Origin of the sequence: Massilia horti, from assembly GCF_004614195.1 — a bacterium.
Lineage (GTDB): Bacteria > Pseudomonadota > Gammaproteobacteria > Burkholderiales > Burkholderiaceae_D > Telluria > Telluria horti.
In genome coordinates this window covers 15,759-36,100 of record NZ_SPUM01000150.1, presented here as the reverse complement: position 1 = coordinate 36,100, position 20,342 = coordinate 15,759, and the positions used below count along the sequence as shown (strand labels likewise).

Sequence of the window (20,342 nt, the reverse complement as noted above, 5' to 3'; positions counted from 1 at the left end):
GTTACGGGCGAGCGGTACTGCAACTTGTCCCGGCCGCCCTGCTCCACGCAATGCTCACTTCCAGGCCGCGCACCTGGTCTCCGCCTTGGTCGTGTACGCCTGCGCTCCCGGAATGGTCGCGGCGACCTTGTAGTAATCCCACGGATAACGCGACTCGCCCGGCGACTTCACCTGCATCAGGTACATGTCATGCACCATGCGGCCGTCCGGACGGATTTCGCCGTTCTTGGTAAACATGTCGTTGATCTTGTGGCTCTTCAGGTAATCGATGATCTTGTCGCCGTCATCGGTACCGGTCGCCTTGACCGCGTTCAGGTAATTCATCGCCGCCGAATAGTCGCCCGCCTGCAGCATCGACGGTTGCTTCTTCATCTTGGCAAAGTATTTCTTGGCCCAGGCGCGGGTGTCGTCATTCAGGTCCCAATACCAGCCGGTGGTCAAATACATGCCCTGGGTGGTCTTCAGGCCCAGCGTGTGGATATCGTTGATGAACACCAGCAGGCCGGCCAGCTTCATCGTCTTGGTGAGGCCGAATTCATTGGCGGCCTTGGACGCATTGATGAAATCGCCTCCGGCATTGGCCAGCCCCAGCACCTGCGCTTTTGACGCCTGGGCCTGCAGCAGGAACGAAGAGAAGTCCGATGCGCCGAGCGGATGCTTGACGCTGCCCAGCACCTGGCCGCCATGGGCCTTGGCCACTTCGGCCGTGTCGTGCTCGAGCGCTTGCCCGAACGCGTAGTCAGCGGTCAGGAAGTACCAGGTCTTGCCACCCTGCTTTACTATCTGCGAACCGGTGCCGCGCGCCAGCGCCACGGTGTCATAAGCGTAGTGGATCGTGTAAGGCGTGCATTGCTCATTAGTGAGCGCCGCGGCGCCGGCGCCGATCGCGAAAAATGGCTTTTTCTTTTGCGCGGCCACGCCCGCCATCGACAGGCTCGCACCGGAGTTGGTACCGCCGATCAGCATATCCACGCCCTGCTGGTCGAACCATTCGCGCGCCTTCGATGCCGCGATATCGGGCTTGTTCTGGTGGTCGGCAACCAACAGCTCGATTTTCTTGCCGTTGATCGCACCGCCCATATCGGCGATCGCCATCCGGATCGCTTCCGCGCCCCCATTTCCATCAACGTCAGAATACACGCCCGACAAATCGCTGATAAAACCGATCTTGATCGTATCGTCCGAAATCTGTGCCTGCGCGGGGAAGGACCAGGCAGCGACAGTTGCGCCTGCGGCCAGGGCCAGAACTTTTCGTTTCATGTTGTCTCCGTTCGAAAGATGTTGGGGTTAATGACACAGCTAAACGCCAAGCAGCTCGGCCAGCGCCGGCATCTTGGCGTTCAATTCAGGCGCGGCGATGGTTTCGACGATCTGCCCATGCTCGACCACGTAAAACCGGTCCGCGAGCGGCGCGGCGAAACGAAAGTTCTGCTCCACCATGACGATCGTGTAGCCCATCTCTTTGAGCGTGGTGATCATGCGCGCCAGGGCCTGCACGATTACCGGCGCCAGCCCTTCCGATATTTCGTCGAGCAGCAGCAGGCGGGCGCCGGTCCGCAGAATGCGCGCGACCGCCAGCATTTGCTGCTCGCCACCGGACAGGCGCGTGCCCTGGCTTTTGCGGCGCTCGTGCAGGTTGGGGAACATTTCGTAGATTTCGTCCTCCGACATGCCTTTGCCTGCGCTGGCCAGGCCAGGTGGCAGACGCAGGTTTTCCTCGGTGGACAGCGAAGAAAAAATCCCCCGCTCTTCCGGACAATAACCAACGCCCAGGTGCGCAATCTTGTAAGTCGGCAGCCCGATCGACTCAGCTCCGTTAATCCTGATCGAGCCCGTACGCCGGCTTGTCAAGCCCATGATCGCGCGCAGCGTCGTTGTCCGACCTGAGCCATTACGGCCCAGCAGGGTAACCACTTCGCCCGGATTCACCGTGAAATTGATATCGTGGAGAATGTGCGATTCGCCATACCAGGCCTGCAGGTTCGCGACTTCCAGCGCGGCCGTCATCAGTGCGCTCCCTGTAATTCGGCGCTGGCAGTGCCCATGTACGCTTCCATCACCAGCGGGTTATTCGACACTTCGGCATAGCTGCCTTCGGCCAGAATCGCACCGCGCTGCAGTACCGAAATGCGGTCGCAGATGCCAGCGACGACATTCATGTTGTGCTCGACCATCAGAATCGTGCGGCCTTCCGATACTTTTTTAATCAGCCCGGTCACCCGGTGAACGTCCTCAATCCCCATGCCCTGGGTGGGCTCGTCGAGCAGCATCAGTTCGGGTTCCATCGCCAGCGTCGTTGCGATCTCGAGCGCACGCTTGCGGCCGTATGGCAGATCGGCGGTAATCTCGCCGGCAAAGGATGCCAGGTCGACCTGCTCCAGCAATTGCAGCGCCTGGTCGCCCAGCCGGTCCAGCGTGCGCTCGCTGCGCCAGAAGTGAAAACTCGTTCCCAGCGCGCGCTGCAAACCGATGCGCACGTTCTGCAGCGCGGTCAGATGCGGAAACACGGCCGAAATCTGGAACGAACGAATGATGCCCAGGCGCGCAATCTGTGCCGGCTTGGCCTGTGTGATGTCACGGCCGTTGAACAGGATTTGCCCAGAACTTGGAACCAGAAACTTGGTCAGCAGGTTGAAACAGGTCGTCTTGCCAGCCCCGTTGGGCCCGATCAGTGCATGGATATGACCGCGCTGGACTTGCAGGTTGACGTCATTAACGGCGGTAAAACCCTTGAACTCCTTGGTCAGGTGCCGCGTTTCCAGAATGACGTCCGCCATCGTGTCTCCAGGTTCTTATGTAGTTTTGGCAAACTACTTAATAAATCATACACACAACAGTTTTTCGTCACAATACAGCACAACCCCACCGTGGCATGGCGCTGGCACTATTGTGCGCAGGCCGATTGTGCAAATTTTCGCAGCGAGAAACGGGCCGCGTACTTCAATTCTCACCAGCGACAATCAACTTCGCGGTCTTTTCCGCAATCATCAAGGTCGGAGAATTCGTGTTTCCGGAAGTGATAAAAGGCATGATCGATGCGTCGACCACGCGCAACCGTCCGACACCCTTGACGCGCAGTTGGCTATCGACCACCGCAAGGGGGTCATCCATGCGACCCATTTTGCAAGTGCCGACCGGGTGGAAAATCGTCGTGCCTATCTGACCCGCAGCAGCCACCAGTTCCTCGTCGGTCGTGTAATGCGGCCCGGGTTTGAACTCTTGCGGTTTGAATCTGGCAAGTGGCGGCGCAGCGGCGATTTGGCGAGTGAGCTGGATCGCGGCGGTCGCGATCGCGCGGTCCTCGGATGTACTTAGATAATTGGGCGTGATCCTGGGTGGCGCGTAGCTGTCGTTCGAAGCAATGCGCACATGCCCGCGCGACGTGGGACGCAGATTGCAAACGCTTGCGGTAAAAGCGGGAAAACCGTGCAGCGGATCACCGAACTTATCCAGCGAAAGCGGCTGAACGTGATATTGCAGGTTCGGCGTACCCTGCCCGGCGTCGGAACGGGCAAAAGCGCCTAGCTGGGAGGGCGCCATCGACATCGGCCCGCTCTGAAACAAGGCGTATTCCAGACCGATCTTCAACTTGCCGAACCAGTTATTGGCCATGGTGTTCAGGCTTTTGGCACCGCTGATCCCGAAAACCATCCTGAGCTGCAGATGGTCTTGCAGGTTTTCGCCAACCCCGGGCAAGTCGACCACGGGCGTAATTCCATGGCCATTCAAGCGCCCGGCCGGTCCGATGCCGGACAGTTGAAGGATTTGAGGCGAGCCGATCGCCCCGGCGGCCAGCAAGGTTTCACGATGGGCGACGGCAGTGAAAGCGCGGCCGCCTCCAGTAAACTGCACGCCCCGGCACACCTTGCCATGCTCCGTGTCCTCGATCAGCAGACGCTCCACATGGCAGCCGGTCATGATCGTCAGGTTTTCACGTTGTGCGGCCAGGCGCAGGAATGCTTTGGCGGCATTCCATCGTACGCCGCGGCGCTGGTTGACCTCGAAATACGACGAACCCGCGTTGTCCCCGCCGTTGAAATCCTCTACCTTGTTAATGCCGACATATTCGGCAGCGTCGCGGAACGCGTCCAGAATTTGCCACGACAGGCGCTGTTTCTCGACACGCCATTCGCCCCCTGCCCCGTGAACATCGCTCGCGCCAGCGTGATGGTCCTCGCTTTTCTTGAAGATCGGGAGGACGTTCTCCCAGCGCCAGGAATCGTCGCCAGTGAGATCGGCCCAGCGGTCGTAATCACCACGCTGGCCACGCATGTAAATCATGCCATTGATCGATGAGCTGCCGCCCAGGACCTTACCGCGCGGGTAAATCAAAGAGCGGCCGCCCAGGCCTAGTTCCGATTCGGTATTGAACAGCCAATCGGTACGTGGATTGCCGATGCAATGCAGGTAGCCGACCGGGACGTGAATCCACAGGTAATCGTCCCGGCCACCGGCTTCAATCAGCAAGACGCTCCGGTTCTTGTTGCGGGTAAGACGGTTCGCCAGCAAACAACCTGCTGTGCCGGCGCCAACGATGATGTAGTCGTATTCCCCGGCAGATTCCACAACGGCTCCATTGTAGTTCGGTAAAGCAAGCTTACCAGATCAGCCTCGCCTGCAGCTGTGGATAAGCGAATGAATATCCACAGGGACCGATTGTGACTAAACCCGACTTTGCTCACATGCCGGATTTTTGTCCAATTTTGCTACCAGCCCAATACATGAGCAAATCACCGGCTTATACCGAACGTAAACTGATGATTTTTCATGGATTTCATCTCTTATCCACAGAAGAGGCCGGTTGTTAACATTACTACTATCGTTGTATACAGATATGGTTATTAAAATCAATTTTGCGCGACTCAGGCTCAAGACCTCGGCACGGATTCTGGCGATTGTTGCAACACATGGCTCGCCATCACGCGTACTGCTGCATGACCCACAGATGACCAAAAAAGGCCATGTTGCAAGCTCAACTGTTGATAAGCTCCTGAATATCCACAGGACGAGATGTGCAGAAGCGCTTGGTTCGCGACCTGGCGCTTTTTTTTCCAACTTTCGTTCAGGACAGATACAGCCTTTTTCCAGCCAGATAAATCGACCGTAAACGATTGATCTTGTGGATAAAATTCTAGTTTTCCACAGACCGGGCCGCGTTTACTATTACTACCAATTTGTATACTTCATCTGTTTACTTTAATTACATACCCCTCGACGGCACCAACCCCCAATGTTTGTCTACAAAAAGTTGAAACCGCTGGAGAGCGTACGTAGCAGCAAGCACAACCAATCGTTGAGTGCTGACACTCAGCCTTCCATTCAAGCAAACGTCCAGCAACCTGCCTCAACCTGGAACCAGATCGGTCAGACCCTCAACCAACTGCTGCAAGATCCTTTTTGTATGCAGAAATCATGCCTTGAAGACCATTTTTCGGCACTGACTGTGGAAAACGAGCTGAATATCCACAGAACCGTTTGTGCAAAAGAAGCCTTGCCGGCTTTTTCCAAATTTTTGTTCACGATTAATCAAGCTCAGCCGCAACGTTTTTCCAGCCAGTTCGTCAGCACGTAAACCCTTGACGCTGTGAGCAAAACTCAACTTTTCCACAGCTGATGGCTCGTTTACTATCACTACCATCTTTCGTATACACATATGCTAACTAACATATGTGTTTCTCCCGTCAGCAACCTGGTTCGGCCAAATCGCTTCCAAACCCGCTACCGCCGTTTACCGTGCAGAATGAGCATGGGTCCAAAATGGTCAAAAACTTGTCATGGCAGCAAAAAATATGCGATTAGGAATCATCAGCGCGCTGTACGAAGAACAGCAGGGACTCGTGGAAGCCATGCAGAGCCCCTACAAGCTCGTCCACGGCATGCGTGAGTACTTTGCCGGACAGCTGTGGGAAATCGACGCTGTGTGCGTTTTATCGCGTATGGGCAAGGTTGCAGCCGCAATGACTGCCATGACGCTTGTGGAGAAGTTCCAAGTTACGCACATCCTCTTCACCGGCGTTGCCGGCGCAGGGGACAAATCGGTCAATGTTGGCGATTTGGTTGTCGCGGAATCGCTGGTCCAGCATGACATGGACGCCAGTCCGCTGTTTCCCAGGTTTGAAGTACCGTTGACCGGTCTGACGCATTTTTCTGCAGACCATCAACTTAGCCTTCGGTTGGTCAGCACGGCCCACAACTTCCTTGAAGACGAGTTCGTCTCGGTAATCAGCCCCGAAGACCAGCAGACGTTCAGATTGAGCCAGCCAAGGGTCCATCGCGGCCTGATTGCCAGTGGAGACCAGTTCATCAGCAGCCGCAAACAACTCGAGCAGGTCAACCAGGCACTGCCAGGACTTGTTGCAGTAGAAATGGAAGGCACTGCCGTTGCGCAGGTTTGTTACGAGATGGGCGTGCCGTTTGCGGTACTCCGCACGATTTCCGACAACGCAAATGAAGATGCGGCCACTGATTTCATGCATTTTGTGAAATCAGTGGCCGCACAATACGCTTTTCACATCGTTAAGCGCTTCTGCCTGGCAAGCAAGGAAGCACTAGCCTAGTGTTCTGAATTGCTAGTTCGTTGAAAAATAAATTTGGCGAAATCAAGCTGAGACAAGGAACAAAGCACAGCAAGGCCGAGGCCTTGCGCGCATTTGTGACGCGGTATCAGTTTGATTGTCGCCACATTTATTCAACGAATCTGCAATTCAGGACACTAACATCGTGTCCGCCGGCGTGTAGCTGTAGCCCAAGGCCTGGGCAACAGCCGCGTACGTGACCTTGCCATGGCAGACGTTCAAGCCATTGCGCAGGTTTGGATCGTCCGCAAGGGCCTTGCGCCAGCCTTTATTTGCCAACGCCAGGGCATGCACGATCGTCGCATTGTTCAGGGCGAAGGTGGAAGTTCGCGCCACGGCGCCGGGCATATTGGCAACGCAATAGTGGACGACATCGTCAACCATGAAAGTCGGTTCGGTATGAGTGGTCGGATGCGAGGTTTCGAAGCATCCGCCCTGGTCGATCGCAACATCGACCACAACCGCGCCCTTCTTCATCCGGGAAATCATGTCTCGCGTGACCAGTTTGGGCGCGGCAGCGCCCGGAACCAGCACGCCGCCGATGACGAGGTCAGCCGACAGGACGGCTTCTTCGATTGCATGAGCGTTCGAATGCAGCGTTGAAATACGATTGCCGAATACAAGATCCAGCTGGCGCAAACGTTCGATGTTCTTGTCGAGGATGGTGACACGCGCCCCGGTTCCCACCGCCATCTGCAAGGCATTGGTGCCAACTACCCCTGCACCGATGATGACAACGTGCCCGGCCGCAACGCCAGGTACGCCGCCCAGCAGCAAGCCCATGCCGCCCCTGGATTTTTCAAGATGCGTTGCACCGGCCTGGATGGCCATGCGTCCGGCCACTTCGCTCATGGGAGCAAGCAGCGGCAGGCCACCGCCCGGACCGGTGATGGTTTCGTAGGCGATGCATACCGCGCCGGAATTGACCAGTGCAGCCGTCTGTTCAGGGTCCGGTGCCAGGTGGAGGTAGGTGTAGAGGATCTGGTCCTCGCCCAGCATGGCACACTCGCCTGGTTGCGGTTCCTTGACCTTAACTATCATCTCGGCGCGCGCAAAGATTTCCTTTGCGCTTTCGACGATCGATGCGCCAGCCGCCAGGTACTGTTCGTCCGATAACCCAATCGCGGCGCCGGCACCCGCCTGCACCATTACCCGGTGCCCGTGTGTAACCAGCTCATGAACGCTGGCCGGTGTCAGGCCGACGCGATACTCGTGATTCTTTATCTCTTTCGGTACGCCTACTAACATGTCATCTCCTCCAAGTTATCAGACAGACTACCTTCATATGATTACAGACCCAGAGTCATGAGACTTGCGTTACCCCCAGCCGCGGTCGTGTTGATGCAAACGGCGTGTTCGGCAGCCAGGCGCCAGATTGCGATCGTGGTATCGATAAACCCAATGCTGGCGCCATTGCTGCTTACCTGTTTTACAGACCCAGAGTCATGAGACTTGCATTACCCCCAGCCGCGGTCGTGTTGACGCAAACGGCCCGTTCAGCAACCAGGCGCCAGATTGCGATTTCACCCTTCTCCGTGGTGTCGATAATTCCGATGATGGCGCCATTCCGGCTTGCCAGTTGCGCTTGCAGGCCCTGAACGCCGTTTTCAATCATAGCCATCTGGAATTCGCTTGCCAGCAGCTCGGTTTCGCTGATGAAACGAATACGTTTCTTGGCCACCGGTGGCAAGCTGGCAAGAACCGATTCCTGGGCAGAGGCCAGCACCAGCGCATCATTGCCTGTAGCAAATGCCGCGGCGAGCTGATTCAGCAGCCCGTCAACCGTCACGGCGGCGCAGAGCACGCTGCCGCGCTCGGTGAACGTAAGACGATTGCGTTCGCCCGTCGGTCCCGGCAGGTCCAGCGTGGTCCCGGCAAGCGTCGTTTCCATGTACTTTTTGCCGAGTTGGGCCAGTTGCGGATGGCCGTGGGCGCGTGCCCATTCAAGCAGCGCGTCGAGTGCCGGATCGGTGCGTGGTTCGTGCCGGGCCAGCGTTTGTACCGTGCGCTGCAGGCGATTCAAATACAACGGCCCGCCGGCTTTGGGACCGGTGCCTGATTTGCCTTCGCCGCCGAACGGCTGGACGCCAACCACCGCGCCCACGATGTTCCTGTTCACGTAGATGTTCCCGACATGGGCACGCGAAACGATGAAGTCGATTGTCTCGTCGATGCGCGAATGTACACCCAGCGTCAGGCCATAGCCGGTCGCGTTGATCGAATCGATCACTTTCGCCAGGTCGGCGCGGCGGTAGCGCACGACGTGCAGCACCGGGCCGAACACTTCCTGCGTCAGCTCGGCCAATGAGCCGATTTCAAGGACGGTCGGCGGCACAAACGTGCCCGCAGCGGCAATCGCCGCCGGCAGCTCGAGAGCGAAGTGGTCCTTGGCGTTCGCTTTGGTCCGTTCGATGTGGGCCAGCAGGTTGCGCTGTGCCTCAGCGTCGATCACCGGACCGATGTCGGTCGCCAGGCGATCGGGGCTGCCAACCCGCAGCTCACGCATGGCGCCCTTGAGCATCCTGATCGTCTTATCAAAGATGTCCTCCTGCAGGAACAGCACGCGCAAGGCCGAGCAGCGCTGGCCGGCGCTGTCAAAAGCAGAGGTCAAGACATCCTGCACGACCTGTTCGGGCAGTGCGGAGGAATCGACGATCAGCGCGTTCTGGCCGCCGGTTTCCGCCACCAGCGGAATGTCGCAGCCCTCGCGCGCGGCCCGCTCGGCCAAGGTGCGGTTGATCAGCTGCGCCACTTCGGTCGAGCCGGTGAAGATCACGCCTTTGATGCGCGAATCGCCGGTCAATGCAGCGCCGACGACTTCGCCGCGGCCGGGCAGCAGTTGCAGCACGCCCTTGGCGATGCCAGCTTCATGGAACAGCTGGACCGCGCGGTACGCGATCAGCGGCGTCTGTTCGGCGGGCTTGGCCAGCACCACGTTACCGGCGGCCAGCGCAGCTGCGATCTGGCCAGTGAAAATCGCGAGCGGGAAGTTCCACGGGCTGATGCACGTGACCGCGCCAAGGGCCGGTCCGTTTTCATGACCGCGTACCTGGGCCGAGTAATAACGCAAAAAGTCGACCGCCTCGCGGATCTCGGCGATCGCGTTCGGGAGCGATTTGCCTGCCTCGCGCACCGCCAGCGCCATCAGCTCGTCACGGTGTTGTTCGTACAGGTCGGCGACCCGGGACAGGATGGCCGCCCGCGTCGCTGTCGGCGTGGCTTCCCATCCGGCCGCGCTGGCGGCAGCTGCCTGCAGCGCGGTTTCCACGTCCGCGCGGCTAGCATCGCGCACCTGGCCCACGATGTCGCAGGACTGCGCCGGGTTGATGACGTTGGCCGCCTCGGAAACCTCGACCGGTCCGTCGATCAGCGGCATGGCTTCAATCTGGCGCTGCTGGCCGAGCGAGAGCGCCAGGGCGCGCAGCGCATCTTCATTCGACAGGTCCAGGCCAGCCGAATTCTGGCGTTCGTTGCCGAACATGTCGAGCGGCAGGGCAATCGCCGGGTGCGGCTTGCCGCCGCTGGCGCGTGCGACCTCGAACGGGTCCGTCAGCAGCGTGTCGATGGCCACGCTTTCGTCGACGATCTGGTTCACGAACGAGGTGTTGGCGCCGTTTTCCAGCAGGCGGCGTACCAGGTAGGCGAGCAGCGTCTCGTGCGAGCCGACCGGAGCGTAGATGCGGCAGCCCTTGTCCAGGTTGTCGCGGCCAACCACCTGGTCGTACAGCGTTTCGCCCATGCCGTGCAGGCACTGGAATTCGTAATTGGCGATGCCGTCCTGTTTGGCCCAGGTGTAGATGACCGACAGCGTATGCGCGTTATGGGTCGCGAACTGCGGGTAGATCACGTCCGCGCTGGCCAGCAGCTTGCGCGCGCAGGTCAGGTACGACACGTCGGTGTACACCTTGCGCGTGTAGACCGGATAGCCAGGCAGGCCGTCGACCTGGGCGCGCTTGATCTCGGCGTCCCAATATGCGCCCTTCACCAGGCGCACCATGAACTTGCGGTTGCTGCGGCGCGCGAGGTCGACCACGTAATCGATCACGAACGGGCAGCGCTTCTGGTATGCCTGCACCACCAGGCCAATGCCCTCGAAACCGGCGAGCTCGGGATCGAACGCCAGCGCCTCGAGCATGTCGAGCGAGATTTCGAGGCGGTCGGCTTCCTCGGCATCGATGTTCAGGCCGATGTTGTATTGCTTGGCCAGCAGGACCAGGCTGCGCACGCGCGGCAGCAATTCGCCCATCACGCGCTCATACTGGGCGCGGCTGTAGCGCGGGTGCAGCGCCGACAGCTTGATCGAAATGCCGGGGCCGTCCTTGATGCCGCGGCCATTCGATGCCTTGCCGATCGCATGGATCGCCGCTTCGTAGGACGCGTAGTAGTTTTGCGCATCCAGTTCGGTCAGTGCCGCCTCGCCCAGCATGTCGTACGAGTAGCGATAGCCGCGCGTCTCGTTGTCGCGGCTGTTTTTCAGAGCTTCGTCAATCGTCTGGCCGGTGACGAACTGGTTGCCGAGCATGCGCATCGCCAGATCCACGCCCTTGCGGATCAGCGGCTCGCCGCCCTTGGCGATCAATCGCGTCAGGGCGGAGCCGAGGCCGTTTTCGCTGCTGCTCGAGACCAGCTTGCCGGTGATGAGCAAGCCCCAGGTAGCGGCATTGACGAACAGCGAAGGCGATTCGCCGAGGTGTTTTTTCCAGTCGCCTTTGCTGATTTTGTCTGCAATCAGGCGGTCGGCCGTTTCACTGTCGGGAATACGCAACAAGGCTTCAGCCAGGCACATCAGCGCAACGCCTTCCTCCGATGACAGCGAAAACTCGTGCATCAGCGCATCGACGCCGGAGGCACGGGTGCGTTTCTCGCGCACCTTCGACACCAGCCGGTGCGCCAGCATGTAGGCATCGGCGTTGGCGCAAGCACCTTGCGCCAGCAGCCAGCGGACGGCTTCCTGCTCGTCGCGGCGATAGGCTGCGGTAATGGCGGCGCGCAGCGGAGTTTGCTCGCGCTTGATTTCTGCCTGCAAGGCATCGAAGGGAACGAAGGTGGGGGCCGGGGAGGCGGCGATTTGCATGTCAGTCTACATCCAGAGTGTGAACAATCGGAAAGCTACCCAGTAAAACGCGCCGTACCGCTTGTGGCGGCCGGCGCGATGCTGAACGTGGATAGATGATTCGATTGTAGTTGTAAATCTTCTGGATTAATTCTGGATTTACAGAAGGCTAGCAATAGATAGTTTTTGGTGCGACAATTTGACCAAATAATATTTACATCGAGAGAGACGCGATGCTAGACAAGATCAGCAAGAAAATCCTTGCCGAGCTCCAAAACGACGGCCGCATCAGCAATGTCGAGCTGGCGGCGCGGGTCAACCTGTCGCCGGCGGCCTGCCTGGAGCGGGTGCGCAAGTTGCACGAGTCCGGCTACATCATGGGCTACACGGCCCAGCTCAATCCGCAATTGCTGGACGTGTCGCTGCTGGTATTCATCGAGGTGGTGCTGGATCGGACCACGCCGGAGGTATTCGATGCATTCAAGCAGAGTGTTCAAATCATACCTGAAGTGCTCGAGTGCCACATGGTTGCCGGCGGGTTCGATTACCTGGTCAAGGCGCGCGTGAAGGACATGGCGGCCTACCGCGAGTTCCTCGGCAAGACCTTGTTGCAGAAGGGCGTGCGGGAAACGCACACCTATGCGGTGATGGAAGAGGTCAAGAACACGACCAGGTTGCCGATCAAGTAAGTCGGCCTGCCCCCGGGGCGAGCCCGGCAGCGGCAGTGAGTACTTACAACTTGTCCAACAATAATTACGCGACCTGCCTGTCGGGCTTCGGCTGCGACGTTGCGGCCATGCTTTCCAGGTTCTTGCGCAGCCAGCGATGGGCCGGGCTGCGGCCGTCGCGTTCATGCCACAGCATGTCCAGATGCACGGCCGGCAGCTGGAACGGCAACTCGCGCCACACCAGCGCGTCGGTCATGCCGGTCGAAACCATCAGGTGCTTGGGCAGTACCGTGATCAGGTCCGAATTCGCGACCACCCGCCCAGCCGTGAAGAACTGGTTGACGGTCAGCAAAATGCGCCGTTCGCGGCCGAGTTGGGACAACGCCTCATCGACCAAACCATGCGCGCGGCCAGAAAAGCTGACCAGCAAGTGGTTCGCCTTGCAGTAGCTGTCCAGGTCCAGCTTGGCTTTCGCGAGCGGATGGTGCTTGCGCATCACGCACACGTATTGTCCTGAATACAAGCGCTCGTGACGGATCGGCGAGCCCGTTTCGTAGGACAACTGCGCCGCCACGCCAGGGAAAAAGCCGACTGCCAGGTCGATGTCGCCACGCAGCAACATCGGGCGCGGTTCGCGGGTCGTCAACGGCATCATCCGAATGTTCACGCCCGGTGCATCGCGTTCGATCGAACGCATCAGCGACGGCAGCCACAGCGCCGCGGTGGCATCGGCCATCGCCAGCCGGAACGTGGCCTGGGCCTTCGACACGTCGAAGGTTTCCGGCATGACCGCCGCTTCCAGCCCCTGCAAGGCCTGGCGCACCGCCGGCCACAAGGCTTCGGCACGCGGTGTCGGCTTGACGCCGTAAGCGGTGCGGATCAGCAATTCATCGCCCAGGCTCTCGCGCAAGCGCTTGATGGCGTTCGACACGGCTGGCTGTGTCATCGCCAGGTGGCCCGCGGCGCGCGTCAGGTTTTGCTCGGTCATGACTGCGTCGAAGACACGCAGCAGGTTCAGGTCAAGCGTCAGGAAGCTCATGGATGGTTGCGGTGCCGTGGGGGTGGGAATGTTGAAGGATGGAAGTGTACTCGATTTCCATTCACGATCAATATAATGCGCATTAGAAAACGAAATTAGATTTATATGTTGCGGTGCATGATAATTCCTTGCAACAACAGTTGAATCGAAGATCATGACCGCGCTCATCTCCCTCCTCCAGTCCATCGTCGTGTTAGTGTCGGCGGTGTCGATTGCACAGCTCGTGCGCGGCATGTTTTACCTGTCGCTGCTGACGGGCTTCGTGATGTTTTTCCGCCCGCTGCTGGTCGGCATCGCCCGTGCGCTGGTGTTGACGGTGCGCCCGCGCCGCCCGAAAAATCTACTGCACGGTACTGCATCGGGCACCTGACGCCTGAGCTTGCTTCGTCGTTTTTTGGGCTAGCTATTCTGACGCGCATCGTTACGAACTTCGTCCGTGCGACAAGGTTCGCGGCAATCCGGCACCATGGCGCTGCTCAACTCATGCAGGGAGCACGAAATGCCCTACAAATCCATCGACGACCTGCCCGACAGCGTGCGCAAGAACCTGCCGTCGCACGCGCAGGAAATTTTCAAGGAGGCGTTTAACAGCGCCTATGACGAATACGCCGAACGCGGTCCCGAGGGACGCGAGGAAACCGCGTTCAAGGTGGCCTGGGCGGCGGTCAAGAACAAATACAAAAAGATTGAAAAAAGCGGCAAATGGGTGCCGGAGTAATCAGGACGGCTCGGATTCCGCTCGCGTCGCTGCCGTCAGGCGTTCGTATTTAACCAGCAACTCCTCGCGGGTTTCGCGCCATTCCGGGTTGAACGGGATGCAGGAAACCGGGCACAGCTGCTGGCACTGCGGTTCGTCGAAGTGGCCGACGCATTCGGTGCACTTGTTCGGATCGATCTCGTAGATCTCCGCACCCATCGAGATTGCGCCGTTCGGGCACTCGGGCTCGCACACGTCGCAGTTGATGCATTCGTCGGTAATCAGTAGGGCCATTGCTAAAACAACTTATGCGTTCGGGGCCGTGGTACCTGCCAGTTTTTTTAGCAGCCAGCGTTCCACCGATGGGAAAACGAATTTGGACACATCGCCACCCAGCATGGCGATCTCGCGCACGATGGTGCCGGAGATGAACTGGTACTGGTCGGACGGGGTCAGGAACATGGTTTCGACATCCGGCAGCAGGTAGCGGTTCATGCCCGCCATCTGGAATTCGTATTCGAAGTCGGACACCGCGCGCAGCCCGCGCACGATCACGCGCGCGTCATGCTGGCGCACGAAATCCTTGAGCAGGCCTGAGAAGCTTTCCACCTCCACGTTGGGATAGTGGCCAAGCACTTCGTTGGCAATTTCCAGCCGCTCTTGAAGGGAAAAGAAGGGCCGTTTGTTTTTGCTATCGGCCACGCCAACGATGAGCTTGTCGAACAAGCCCGACGCGCGGCGGACCAAATCCTCGTGTCCGCGGGTAAGCGGATCGAAGGTACCTGGATAAACGGCTACAACCATTGCGGCTCCCCTGGGAGTAATACAGCTTTCGGAACGCGCATTATGCCTGAAAATCCGGCACCCACCCCAGCCCGGGGCGGGTTTTGCTTAGAGATTAAGCAGATTTAAGGCGTTTAAGCCTTATTTTGATGCAATTTAAGCAGATGGTAGCAAACCATGCCGGCCTTGTCGGCGCGCACCAGGTCCCACGGCGCCAGCCAGTCGGGCTGGGGATCGTCCTCGGTCTCACAGAACGGCAATGGCATGCCGGACTCGGCATAGACCAAACCGCCCTCTTTCAGCAGGTCGGCGGCCAGCGGCAGCGCGCGGCTCAAAAAATCCTGCTGGTAGGGCGGATCGAGGAAAATCAGGTCGAAGCGCTGGCCACGGGCCGCCATCTCGCGGGCGAGCGCGAACGCGTCCGCACGCAGGACGTTAAGGTTCTCGGCCTTCAGTTTGGCCTTGATCAACTCGAGCTGGCGCACGGCCGGCGTGTGGCTATCGATCATCATGACCGAGCCGGCGCCGCGGCTGGCCGCTTCAAAACCGAGCGCGCCGCTGCCGGCAAACAAGTCGAGCACATCCAGGCGCTCCCACTCGCCGCCGAGCTGGTGGTTGATCCAGTTGAATACGGTTTCGCGCACCCGGTCGGGAGTCGGACGCAGGCCGAGGGCGTCCAGGACCGGCAGCGGCGTGCGTTTCCAACTGCCGCCGATGATGCGAACCTGCTGGGGCGCCATGCGTGGCGCGCCGTGCTGGCGGGGTTGGGATTTGGCTGGCTTTTTTTGCATGCGCGCACTATAGCACGCGCTTACTTCGCGTTTGCCGCCAGCACGTTGAAATCCTGGATCCAGCCCTGCATGCGCTTTTGCGCATGCGCCTTCTGTTCTGGCGTCGTGAGCCTGATTGCCGTCAGGATGAATTTGGAAGTGCTGTCGACATACGCGTCGTAGAAGGCCTTGCGCTCGGGCGCTTCCATGCGGTCGAAGAATTCGCGTAGCAGCTGGTTAATTGCTGCCATCGTCTGTTCCTTGTTCAGCTTTTGCTGCTGCACCCGCTGCAGCAGCGCAATGATTTTCTTCTGGCGCAGCATGCGCTCTTCCAGCCAGATTTCGTTCTCGAGCGGCCGCTCATCCGACGCGCGGCGCAGCGCCGCCTCTTGGTCCTTGGAAAAGCGCCCGAACCACAGCTCAAGCTGCTCCATGGCCTTCTTGAAACGCACGTCGCGTTGATGCTCAAGGCTGCCGCTCATGTTCTTGTTGCGGAATTTCTCATTGTTAGCCCGAAATTTCCTCTCGATCTGCGCAATCTGGTCCGGCTTGATCGAGCGTGCCAGGTCGGCCATGTCCGGCACCACTTTAAACGCCAGCGACTCGGTGCGCGCCTTGATGTCGCGGTAGTCCGCGACCAGGTCGGCCTGGGTCGGGTTGCCGGCGAGCTGGCGCTGCCAGTTGCCCATCATCTCGGCGTAGTCGCGCAGCTGGGTCTTGCGATGCCACTGGAACAGACTGTCGATGTCACGCTTGACCCAGTCCGCCTGTTCGCTGTCCAGATCGACATAAGCGTCGAGCCACCAGTAGAGCAAAGTATCGCCGTGGTTGTAGGTGAAGCGAACCGTGCTGCAACCTGCAACCAGCGCCAGCAACAAAGCGAGGAATAGTATGCGCACGCGCTCGAGCGGGCGGTCGGGCGTGATAAACTTTTTCATCTCTTCAACTCTACGTGAACGGGCTCTATGAACGTTGTGATCCTTGCCGCAGGTATGGGAAAGCGTATGCAATCCGCACTGCCAAAAGTCCTGCATCCATTGGCTGGCAAGCCGCTGCTGCAGCATGTGATCGACACCGCGCGCAGCCTTACCCCTGGCAAATTATGCGTGATTTACGGTCATGGGGGCGCAGCGGTGCCAGCCGTAGTGGAAAAGTGGGCGGCACAGTGCGCTACGCCGATCGAAACCGCCCTGCAGCAGCCCCAGCTGGGCACCGGCCATGCCGTGATGCAAGCGGTGCCGCAGCTGGATGAAGACATGCCGACCATGGTGCTGTACGGCGACGTGCCGCTGACCGGCGCCGAGTCGCTGCGCAAGCTGATCGACGCCGCCGGGCATGACAAGCTGGCGATCATGACCGTGGAGCAGGCCAATCCGTTCGGCCTGGGCCGCATCATCCGCGACGGCGGCCGGATCGTGCGCATTGTCGAGGAAAAGGACGCGACCGAAGCCGAGCGCGCGATCCGCGAGATCAACAGCGGCATCATGGTGATCCCGACCCGCCACCTGAAGAAGTGGCTGGCCGCGCTGTCGAACAATAACGCCCAGGGCGAGTACTACCTGACCGACATCGTCGCCCAGGCCGTGGCCGACGGCGTGCCGGTGGTATCGAGCCAGCCGTCCGCCGAGTGGGAAGTGGCCGGCGTGAACAGCAAGGTCCAGCTGGCCGAACTGGAGCGCCGCCATCAGCTCAACATCGCCAACGCCCTGCTCGAGAAAGGCGTGACGCTGATGGATCCGAGCCGCATCGACGTGCGCGGCGAACTGGTTTGCGGGCGCGACGTGACGATCGACGTCGGCTGCGTGTTCGAAGGCCGCGTCGAACTGGGCGACGGCGTGCACATCGGAGCGCACAACGTGCTGGTCAACTCCAGGATCGCGGCCGGCGCGCAGATCAAGCCGTTCTGCCACATCGAGGACGCGGTGGTGGGCGAAAAATCGCTGATCGGCCCCTACGCGCGCCTGCGCCCGGGCACCGAGCTGGGCGAGGACGTCCATGTGGGTAACTTCGTCGAGATCAAGAACAGCCAGGTGGCGGCGCACAGCAAGGCCAACCACCTGGCCTACGTGGGCGATGCGACCGTCGGTTCGCGCGTGAACATCGGCGCCGGCACCATCACCTGCAATTACGACGGCGCCAACAAGTTCCGTACCGTGATCGAGGACGACGCCTTCATCGGCAGCGACACCCAGCTGGTGGCGCCAGTCACCGTGGGCAAAGGTGCGACCCTGGGCGCGGGCACCACCCTGACCAAGGATGCGCCGGCCGGCAAGCTGACCATCTCGCGGCCGAAGCAGCTGACCATCGAAGGCTGGAGCCGCCCGGTCAAGAAGAAGTAGTCCCCAGGATGACCACAGCCTGGTAACAGGCTAATAACAGGGTAATCACAGGCTTGGTCACAGCCTGTTCACAGGTTTGGGAACAGGCTGCCCACAGGATTATCCACAGGCGGCTTACCAGCCGGGATGGCCTGGATCCCGGCGCAGGCCGCATGCCGGATCGGTGCGCGCAGCCTTCAAGGCCGGCGACAGCGCGGCCAGCATCGCCACGCCCAGCACGGCCGCCACGGCAAGCAGCATGCGGCCAAGGTCGCATTCGGGCAGGATCCACGCGTCTGGATGGGCCGAGAGTGAGAGAGCCGCGCGGTTCGCGGCCCAGGCGAGCAGGCAATCGGCCGCCAGGCTGAGCGCCGCCGCGAAGCCGGCAATCCACAAGGCCTCCGCAGCGACCACCGCGAACACGCCGGCCGGCCGCATGCCGAGCGCGCGCAAGGTGGCCAGCACGTTCCTGCGCTCGAGCGCATTCATCGATGTCACCGCCCCGATCGCTGCGGCAGCCACGGCCAGTGCGACCATGGCCGCGCACACGAGCTTCGTTCGGGCGGCCGAGTCGGCGCTGGACGACTCACGCCAGCTTTGGACGCTCGCGGCGATGCCCGCTTGGCGCAGCCAGCCAGCCAGCGCCGCGCGGACCTGTTCCTCGCCGCCTGCATCTGCCAGGTACACCGCCACCTTCGCGATGCGCCCGCCTCCCGATAGCGGCTGCACAGCGACCAACGCCACGCCATCCACGCCGGCGGCAAAGCGGTTGATGCGCGCCGCTTCGTCGGCATCAAACGTTTCGCCGCCATGGCCGATACGCGTGATTGACAGGTGGCCAAGCCGTTCGGCGATCACGGCCTGGTATTCCAGCCGCGCGCGCTCCTTGGTCACATGGCCGGCAAACAGGTCGACCACGGACAGGCTGGCCGCGACCACCAGCGCAGCGGCCAGTGCCCGCCGGCCGAGCAGCACGTTGCGCAGGGCCAGCGCCGTGGGGTTCATTGGTGCATCCTCAGGGGACGTCGCGCGGTATCGGCTGGCGCGGCCAGCAGACGGCCATCGGCCAGCTGCAAGGTCCGGGTCGCGCGTGCGAGCTGGCGCTGGTCGCGGGTGGAGATGACAAAGGTGGTGCCGTACTCCCGCTGGTATGACGCGAACAGTTCGCTGACCATGCGCACGAAGCCGCTGTCCAGGCGCGAAGTGGGCTCGTCGGCCACGACGAGCCGTGGCCGCGTGATCAGCGCGCGGGCGATCGCGACGCGTTGGCACTGGCCGGCATCCAGCCGCGCCGGGTAATGTCGCACGTGGCTGGCCAGGCCAAGGCGCGCCAGCAGCTCGGCGGCCTGTTCGGCGGCGGCCTTGCGCTCGGCACCCGTGAGGCGGGCGCGCAGCTGCAGCGGGAGCAGCACGTTGTCCTGGGCCGTGAGTACCGGGACCAGGCTGAATGACTGGAACACGAGGCCGACGGTGCTGGCGCGCAGCAGGGCGCGCTGCGCCTCGGAGAGGCTGGCCACCCCTTTGCCGTCGAACTCGACTTCCCCCGCGCTGGCGGTATCGAGCAGGCCGATGAGGTTGAGCAGCGTTGTCTTGCCGTGGCCGGAGGGGCCGCATACGGCCAGCATTTCGCCCGGCTCCACCTCCAGATGAATGTCATGCAGCGCGCGTACCGCAAACATCCCGTTGCGGTATTGCTTGTGCACGCCGGTCAGGCGTACCAGGGAGGCGCTGTCTGCTCTCGCTTTCTGCATGGTGTCTTGTTTCGGCAACGCGGGGGCCAGAATGACCGCACCGACTGTTGCCAGTAGACACTCTTTCCGAACAGAATTAATTGCGTTTACGCAAATGCAACTTTATAGAGCGATACGTGTGTCGAACTTGCTGCGGAACGTAGAAAAATAAGCCTTCACGTTGCGCACGTTGGCGTGCGTGGCGAACAGCCGGTGCGCCAGCGCGTGATAGGCCGGCATGTCTGGCACTTGCACGATCAGCACGAAATCCGGACCGGGGGTGACACGGTAACACTGCAACACGGCAGTTTCTGCCGCCACCAGCTTTTCGAATTCCGTCATGCGCTCGGCGGCCTGCACGTCCAGCGTGATCTCGACGATGGCGGTCAGCCCCGCGCCGACCTTGTCCGGGGCAAGAATGGCCACCTGGCGCTCGATGACGCCGCGGTCGACCAGCTGCTTGACGCGGCGCAGGCAGGTCGGCGGCGATACGTGCACCAGCTCGGCGAGCTCGGCATTGGTGCGCGCGGCGTCGGCTTGCAGCGCGTTCAGGATGCGGCGGTCGAGATCGTCAAGTTCAACGGAATCAGGCATGGATGAGTTTCTTGCAATTCTTAAATAAAACAGCGTTCTGTGAAATAATATTTCATCGCTGGAGAGTCGTGAAATAATATAACGATCAGACGTGAAAAAAGAAAGCTTATTTCAC

The 20,342-nt window shown here is 60.3% G+C and carries 20 protein-coding genes; 6 read left to right on the top strand and 14 right to left on the bottom strand.

Annotated elements, in window-relative coordinates:
• Positions 1–54 precede the first annotated feature (54 nt).
• From E4O92_RS24010 to E4O92_RS23995, 4 genes are all read right to left on the bottom strand, one after another.
• Positions 55–1,260, bottom strand: coding sequence for an ABC transporter substrate-binding protein (locus tag E4O92_RS24010; protein ID WP_135192162.1), 1,206 nt, complete (start codon positions 1,258–1,260; stop codon positions 55–57).
• A gap of 39 nt (positions 1,261–1,299) precedes the next feature.
• Positions 1,300–2,007, bottom strand: coding sequence for an ABC transporter ATP-binding protein (locus E4O92_RS24005; protein ID WP_135192161.1), 708 nt, complete (start codon positions 2,005–2,007; stop codon positions 1,300–1,302).
• Positions 2,007–2,777 carry an ABC transporter ATP-binding protein gene (locus E4O92_RS24000; protein ID WP_135192160.1) on the bottom strand — a complete coding sequence of 257 codons (771 nt, stop codon included), beginning with the start codon at positions 2,775–2,777 and terminating at the stop codon, positions 2,007–2,009. Before E4O92_RS24000 ends, E4O92_RS24005 begins: the two co-directional genes overlap by 1 nt.
• A 163-nt stretch (positions 2,778–2,940) precedes the next feature.
• The gene (locus E4O92_RS23995) at positions 2,941–4,566 is read right to left on the bottom strand and encodes a GMC family oxidoreductase (protein ID WP_135192159.1); all 1,626 of its coding nucleotides are present in this window, start codon (positions 4,564–4,566) and stop codon (positions 2,941–2,943) included.
• 664 nt (positions 4,567–5,230) lie between these two features.
• On the opposite strand from E4O92_RS23995, the gene E4O92_RS23990 reads away from it, so the two are divergent.
• Both E4O92_RS23990 and E4O92_RS23985 read left to right on the top strand, forming a co-directional pair.
• The gene (locus E4O92_RS23990; protein ID WP_135192158.1) at positions 5,231–5,572 is read left to right on the top strand and encodes a hypothetical protein; all 342 of its coding nucleotides are present in this window, start codon (positions 5,231–5,233) and stop codon (positions 5,570–5,572) included.
• A 202-nt stretch (positions 5,573–5,774) separates the two neighbouring features.
• Entirely contained in the window at positions 5,775–6,557 is a 783-nt protein-coding gene (locus E4O92_RS23985) for a 5'-methylthioadenosine/adenosylhomocysteine nucleosidase (RefSeq protein ID WP_370660026.1), read from the top strand.
• Between the two features lie 147 nt (positions 6,558–6,704).
• Here the strand turns inward: E4O92_RS23985 and ald are convergent, their stop codons facing one another.
• Complete coding sequence (gene ald / locus E4O92_RS23980; RefSeq protein WP_135192157.1) at positions 6,705–7,823, bottom strand: alanine dehydrogenase; 1,119 nt, start codon at positions 7,821–7,823, stop codon at positions 6,705–6,707.
• Between the two features lie 181 nt (positions 7,824–8,004).
• Entirely contained in the window at positions 8,005–11,649 is a 3,645-nt protein-coding gene (gene putA, locus E4O92_RS23975) for a trifunctional transcriptional regulator/proline dehydrogenase/L-glutamate gamma-semialdehyde dehydrogenase (protein ID WP_135192156.1), read from the bottom strand.
• 212 nt (positions 11,650–11,861) lie between these two features.
• On the opposite strand from putA, the gene E4O92_RS23970 reads away from it, so the two are divergent.
• The gene (locus E4O92_RS23970) at positions 11,862–12,317 is read left to right on the top strand and encodes an Lrp/AsnC ligand binding domain-containing protein (protein WP_135192155.1); all 456 of its coding nucleotides are present in this window, start codon (positions 11,862–11,864) and stop codon (positions 12,315–12,317) included.
• 64 nt (positions 12,318–12,381) lie between these two features.
• Here E4O92_RS23970 and E4O92_RS23965 read toward each other — a convergent pair whose 3' ends face one another.
• The gene (locus tag E4O92_RS23965) at positions 12,382–13,335 is read right to left on the bottom strand and encodes a LysR family transcriptional regulator (RefSeq protein WP_135192154.1); all 954 of its coding nucleotides are present in this window, start codon (positions 13,333–13,335) and stop codon (positions 12,382–12,384) included.
• A gap of 154 nt (positions 13,336–13,489) precedes the next feature.
• Here E4O92_RS23965 and E4O92_RS23960 point away from each other — a divergent pair, with 154 nt between their 5' ends.
• Positions 13,490–13,705 carry a hypothetical protein gene (locus E4O92_RS23960; protein WP_135192153.1) on the top strand — a complete coding sequence of 72 codons (216 nt, stop codon included), beginning with the start codon at positions 13,490–13,492 and terminating at the stop codon, positions 13,703–13,705.
• Positions 13,706–13,834: 129 nt separating this feature from the next.
• Positions 13,835–14,053 carry a ChaB family protein gene (locus E4O92_RS23955; RefSeq protein ID WP_135192152.1) on the top strand — a complete coding sequence of 73 codons (219 nt, stop codon included), beginning with the start codon at positions 13,835–13,837 and terminating at the stop codon, positions 14,051–14,053.
• On the opposite strand, the gene E4O92_RS23950 is transcribed toward E4O92_RS23955, so the two are convergent.
• The 4 genes from E4O92_RS23950 to E4O92_RS23935 all read right to left on the bottom strand — a co-directional run bounded on the left by E4O92_RS23950 (position 14,054) and on the right by E4O92_RS23935 (position 16,523).
• Positions 14,054–14,326, bottom strand: coding sequence for a YfhL family 4Fe-4S dicluster ferredoxin (locus tag E4O92_RS23950; protein WP_135192151.1), 273 nt, complete (start codon positions 14,324–14,326; stop codon positions 14,054–14,056).
• 12 nt (positions 14,327–14,338) lie between these two features.
• On the bottom strand, positions 14,339–14,836 hold the full coding sequence (coaD, locus tag E4O92_RS23945) for a pantetheine-phosphate adenylyltransferase (RefSeq protein ID WP_135192150.1): 498 nt from the start codon (positions 14,834–14,836) through the stop codon (positions 14,339–14,341).
• Positions 14,837–14,949: 113 nt separating this feature from the next.
• A complete protein-coding gene (rsmD, locus tag E4O92_RS23940; RefSeq protein ID WP_135192149.1) occupies positions 14,950–15,606 on the bottom strand; it encodes a 16S rRNA (guanine(966)-N(2))-methyltransferase RsmD in 657 nt (218 codons plus the stop codon).
• 20 nt (positions 15,607–15,626) lie between these two features.
• The gene (locus tag E4O92_RS23935) at positions 15,627–16,523 is read right to left on the bottom strand and encodes a DUF6279 family lipoprotein (RefSeq protein ID WP_135192148.1); all 897 of its coding nucleotides are present in this window, start codon (positions 16,521–16,523) and stop codon (positions 15,627–15,629) included.
• 27 nt (positions 16,524–16,550) lie between these two features.
• Between E4O92_RS23935 and glmU the strand changes: the two genes are divergently transcribed.
• Positions 16,551–17,924, top strand: a complete 1,374-nt coding sequence (gene glmU, locus E4O92_RS23930; protein WP_135192147.1) for a bifunctional UDP-N-acetylglucosamine diphosphorylase/glucosamine-1-phosphate N-acetyltransferase GlmU — start codon at positions 16,551–16,553, stop codon at positions 17,922–17,924.
• A 114-nt stretch (positions 17,925–18,038) separates the two neighbouring features.
• Here the strand turns inward: glmU and E4O92_RS23925 are convergent, their stop codons facing one another.
• The 3 genes from E4O92_RS23925 to E4O92_RS23915 all read right to left on the bottom strand — a co-directional run bounded on the left by E4O92_RS23925 (position 18,039) and on the right by E4O92_RS23915 (position 20,227).
• The gene (locus tag E4O92_RS23925) at positions 18,039–18,908 is read right to left on the bottom strand and encodes an ABC transporter permease (RefSeq protein ID WP_135192146.1); all 870 of its coding nucleotides are present in this window, start codon (positions 18,906–18,908) and stop codon (positions 18,039–18,041) included.
• Positions 18,905–19,654 carry an ABC transporter ATP-binding protein gene (locus E4O92_RS23920; protein ID WP_206076935.1) on the bottom strand — a complete coding sequence of 250 codons (750 nt, stop codon included), beginning with the start codon at positions 19,652–19,654 and terminating at the stop codon, positions 18,905–18,907. The genes E4O92_RS23925 and E4O92_RS23920 overlap by 4 nt, the downstream gene beginning before the upstream one ends.
• A 102-nt stretch (positions 19,655–19,756) precedes the next feature.
• Complete coding sequence (locus tag E4O92_RS23915; protein WP_135192145.1) at positions 19,757–20,227, bottom strand: Lrp/AsnC family transcriptional regulator; 471 nt, start codon at positions 20,225–20,227, stop codon at positions 19,757–19,759.
• Between the last annotated feature and the right edge of the window lie 115 nt (positions 20,228–20,342).

Coding starts and splice junctions, on each gene's coding strand:
- E4O92_RS23970 (WP_135192155.1), top strand. CDS start 11,862: ATGCTAGACAAGATCAGCAAGAAAATCCTTGCCGAGCTCCAAAACGAC.
- rsmD (WP_135192149.1), bottom strand. CDS start 15,606: ATGCAAAAAAAGCCAGCCAAATCCCAACCCCGCCAGCACGGCGCGCCA.
- E4O92_RS23925 (WP_135192146.1), bottom strand. CDS start 18,908: ATGAACCCCACGGCGCTGGCCCTGCGCAACGTGCTGCTCGGCCGGCGG.
- E4O92_RS23950 (WP_135192151.1), bottom strand. CDS start 14,326: ATGGCCCTACTGATTACCGACGAATGCATCAACTGCGACGTGTGCGAG.
- E4O92_RS23915 (WP_135192145.1), bottom strand. CDS start 20,227: ATGCCTGATTCCGTTGAACTTGACGATCTCGACCGCCGCATCCTGAAC.
- E4O92_RS24005 (WP_135192161.1), bottom strand. CDS start 2,007: ATGACGGCCGCGCTGGAAGTCGCGAACCTGCAGGCCTGGTATGGCGAA.
- E4O92_RS23990 (WP_135192158.1), top strand. CDS start 5,231: ATGTTTGTCTACAAAAAGTTGAAACCGCTGGAGAGCGTACGTAGCAGC.
- ald (WP_135192157.1), bottom strand. CDS start 7,823: ATGTTAGTAGGCGTACCGAAAGAGATAAAGAATCACGAGTATCGCGTC.
- E4O92_RS24000 (WP_135192160.1), bottom strand. CDS start 2,777: ATGGCGGACGTCATTCTGGAAACGCGGCACCTGACCAAGGAGTTCAAG.
- putA (WP_135192156.1), bottom strand. CDS start 11,649: ATGCAAATCGCCGCCTCCCCGGCCCCCACCTTCGTTCCCTTCGATGCC.
- E4O92_RS23985 (WP_370660026.1), top strand. CDS start 5,775: ATGGCAGCAAAAAATATGCGATTAGGAATCATCAGCGCGCTGTACGAA.
- E4O92_RS23955 (WP_135192152.1), top strand. CDS start 13,835: ATGCCCTACAAATCCATCGACGACCTGCCCGACAGCGTGCGCAAGAAC.
- glmU (WP_135192147.1), top strand. CDS start 16,551: ATGAACGTTGTGATCCTTGCCGCAGGTATGGGAAAGCGTATGCAATCC.
- E4O92_RS23935 (WP_135192148.1), bottom strand. CDS start 16,523: ATGAAAAAGTTTATCACGCCCGACCGCCCGCTCGAGCGCGTGCGCATA.
- coaD (WP_135192150.1), bottom strand. CDS start 14,836: ATGGTTGTAGCCGTTTATCCAGGTACCTTCGATCCGCTTACCCGCGGA.
- E4O92_RS23960 (WP_135192153.1), top strand. CDS start 13,490: ATGACCGCGCTCATCTCCCTCCTCCAGTCCATCGTCGTGTTAGTGTCG.
- E4O92_RS23965 (WP_135192154.1), bottom strand. CDS start 13,335: ATGAGCTTCCTGACGCTTGACCTGAACCTGCTGCGTGTCTTCGACGCA.
- E4O92_RS23920 (WP_206076935.1), bottom strand. CDS start 19,654: ATGCAGAAAGCGAGAGCAGACAGCGCCTCCCTGGTACGCCTGACCGGC.
- E4O92_RS24010 (WP_135192162.1), bottom strand. CDS start 1,260: ATGAAACGAAAAGTTCTGGCCCTGGCCGCAGGCGCAACTGTCGCTGCC.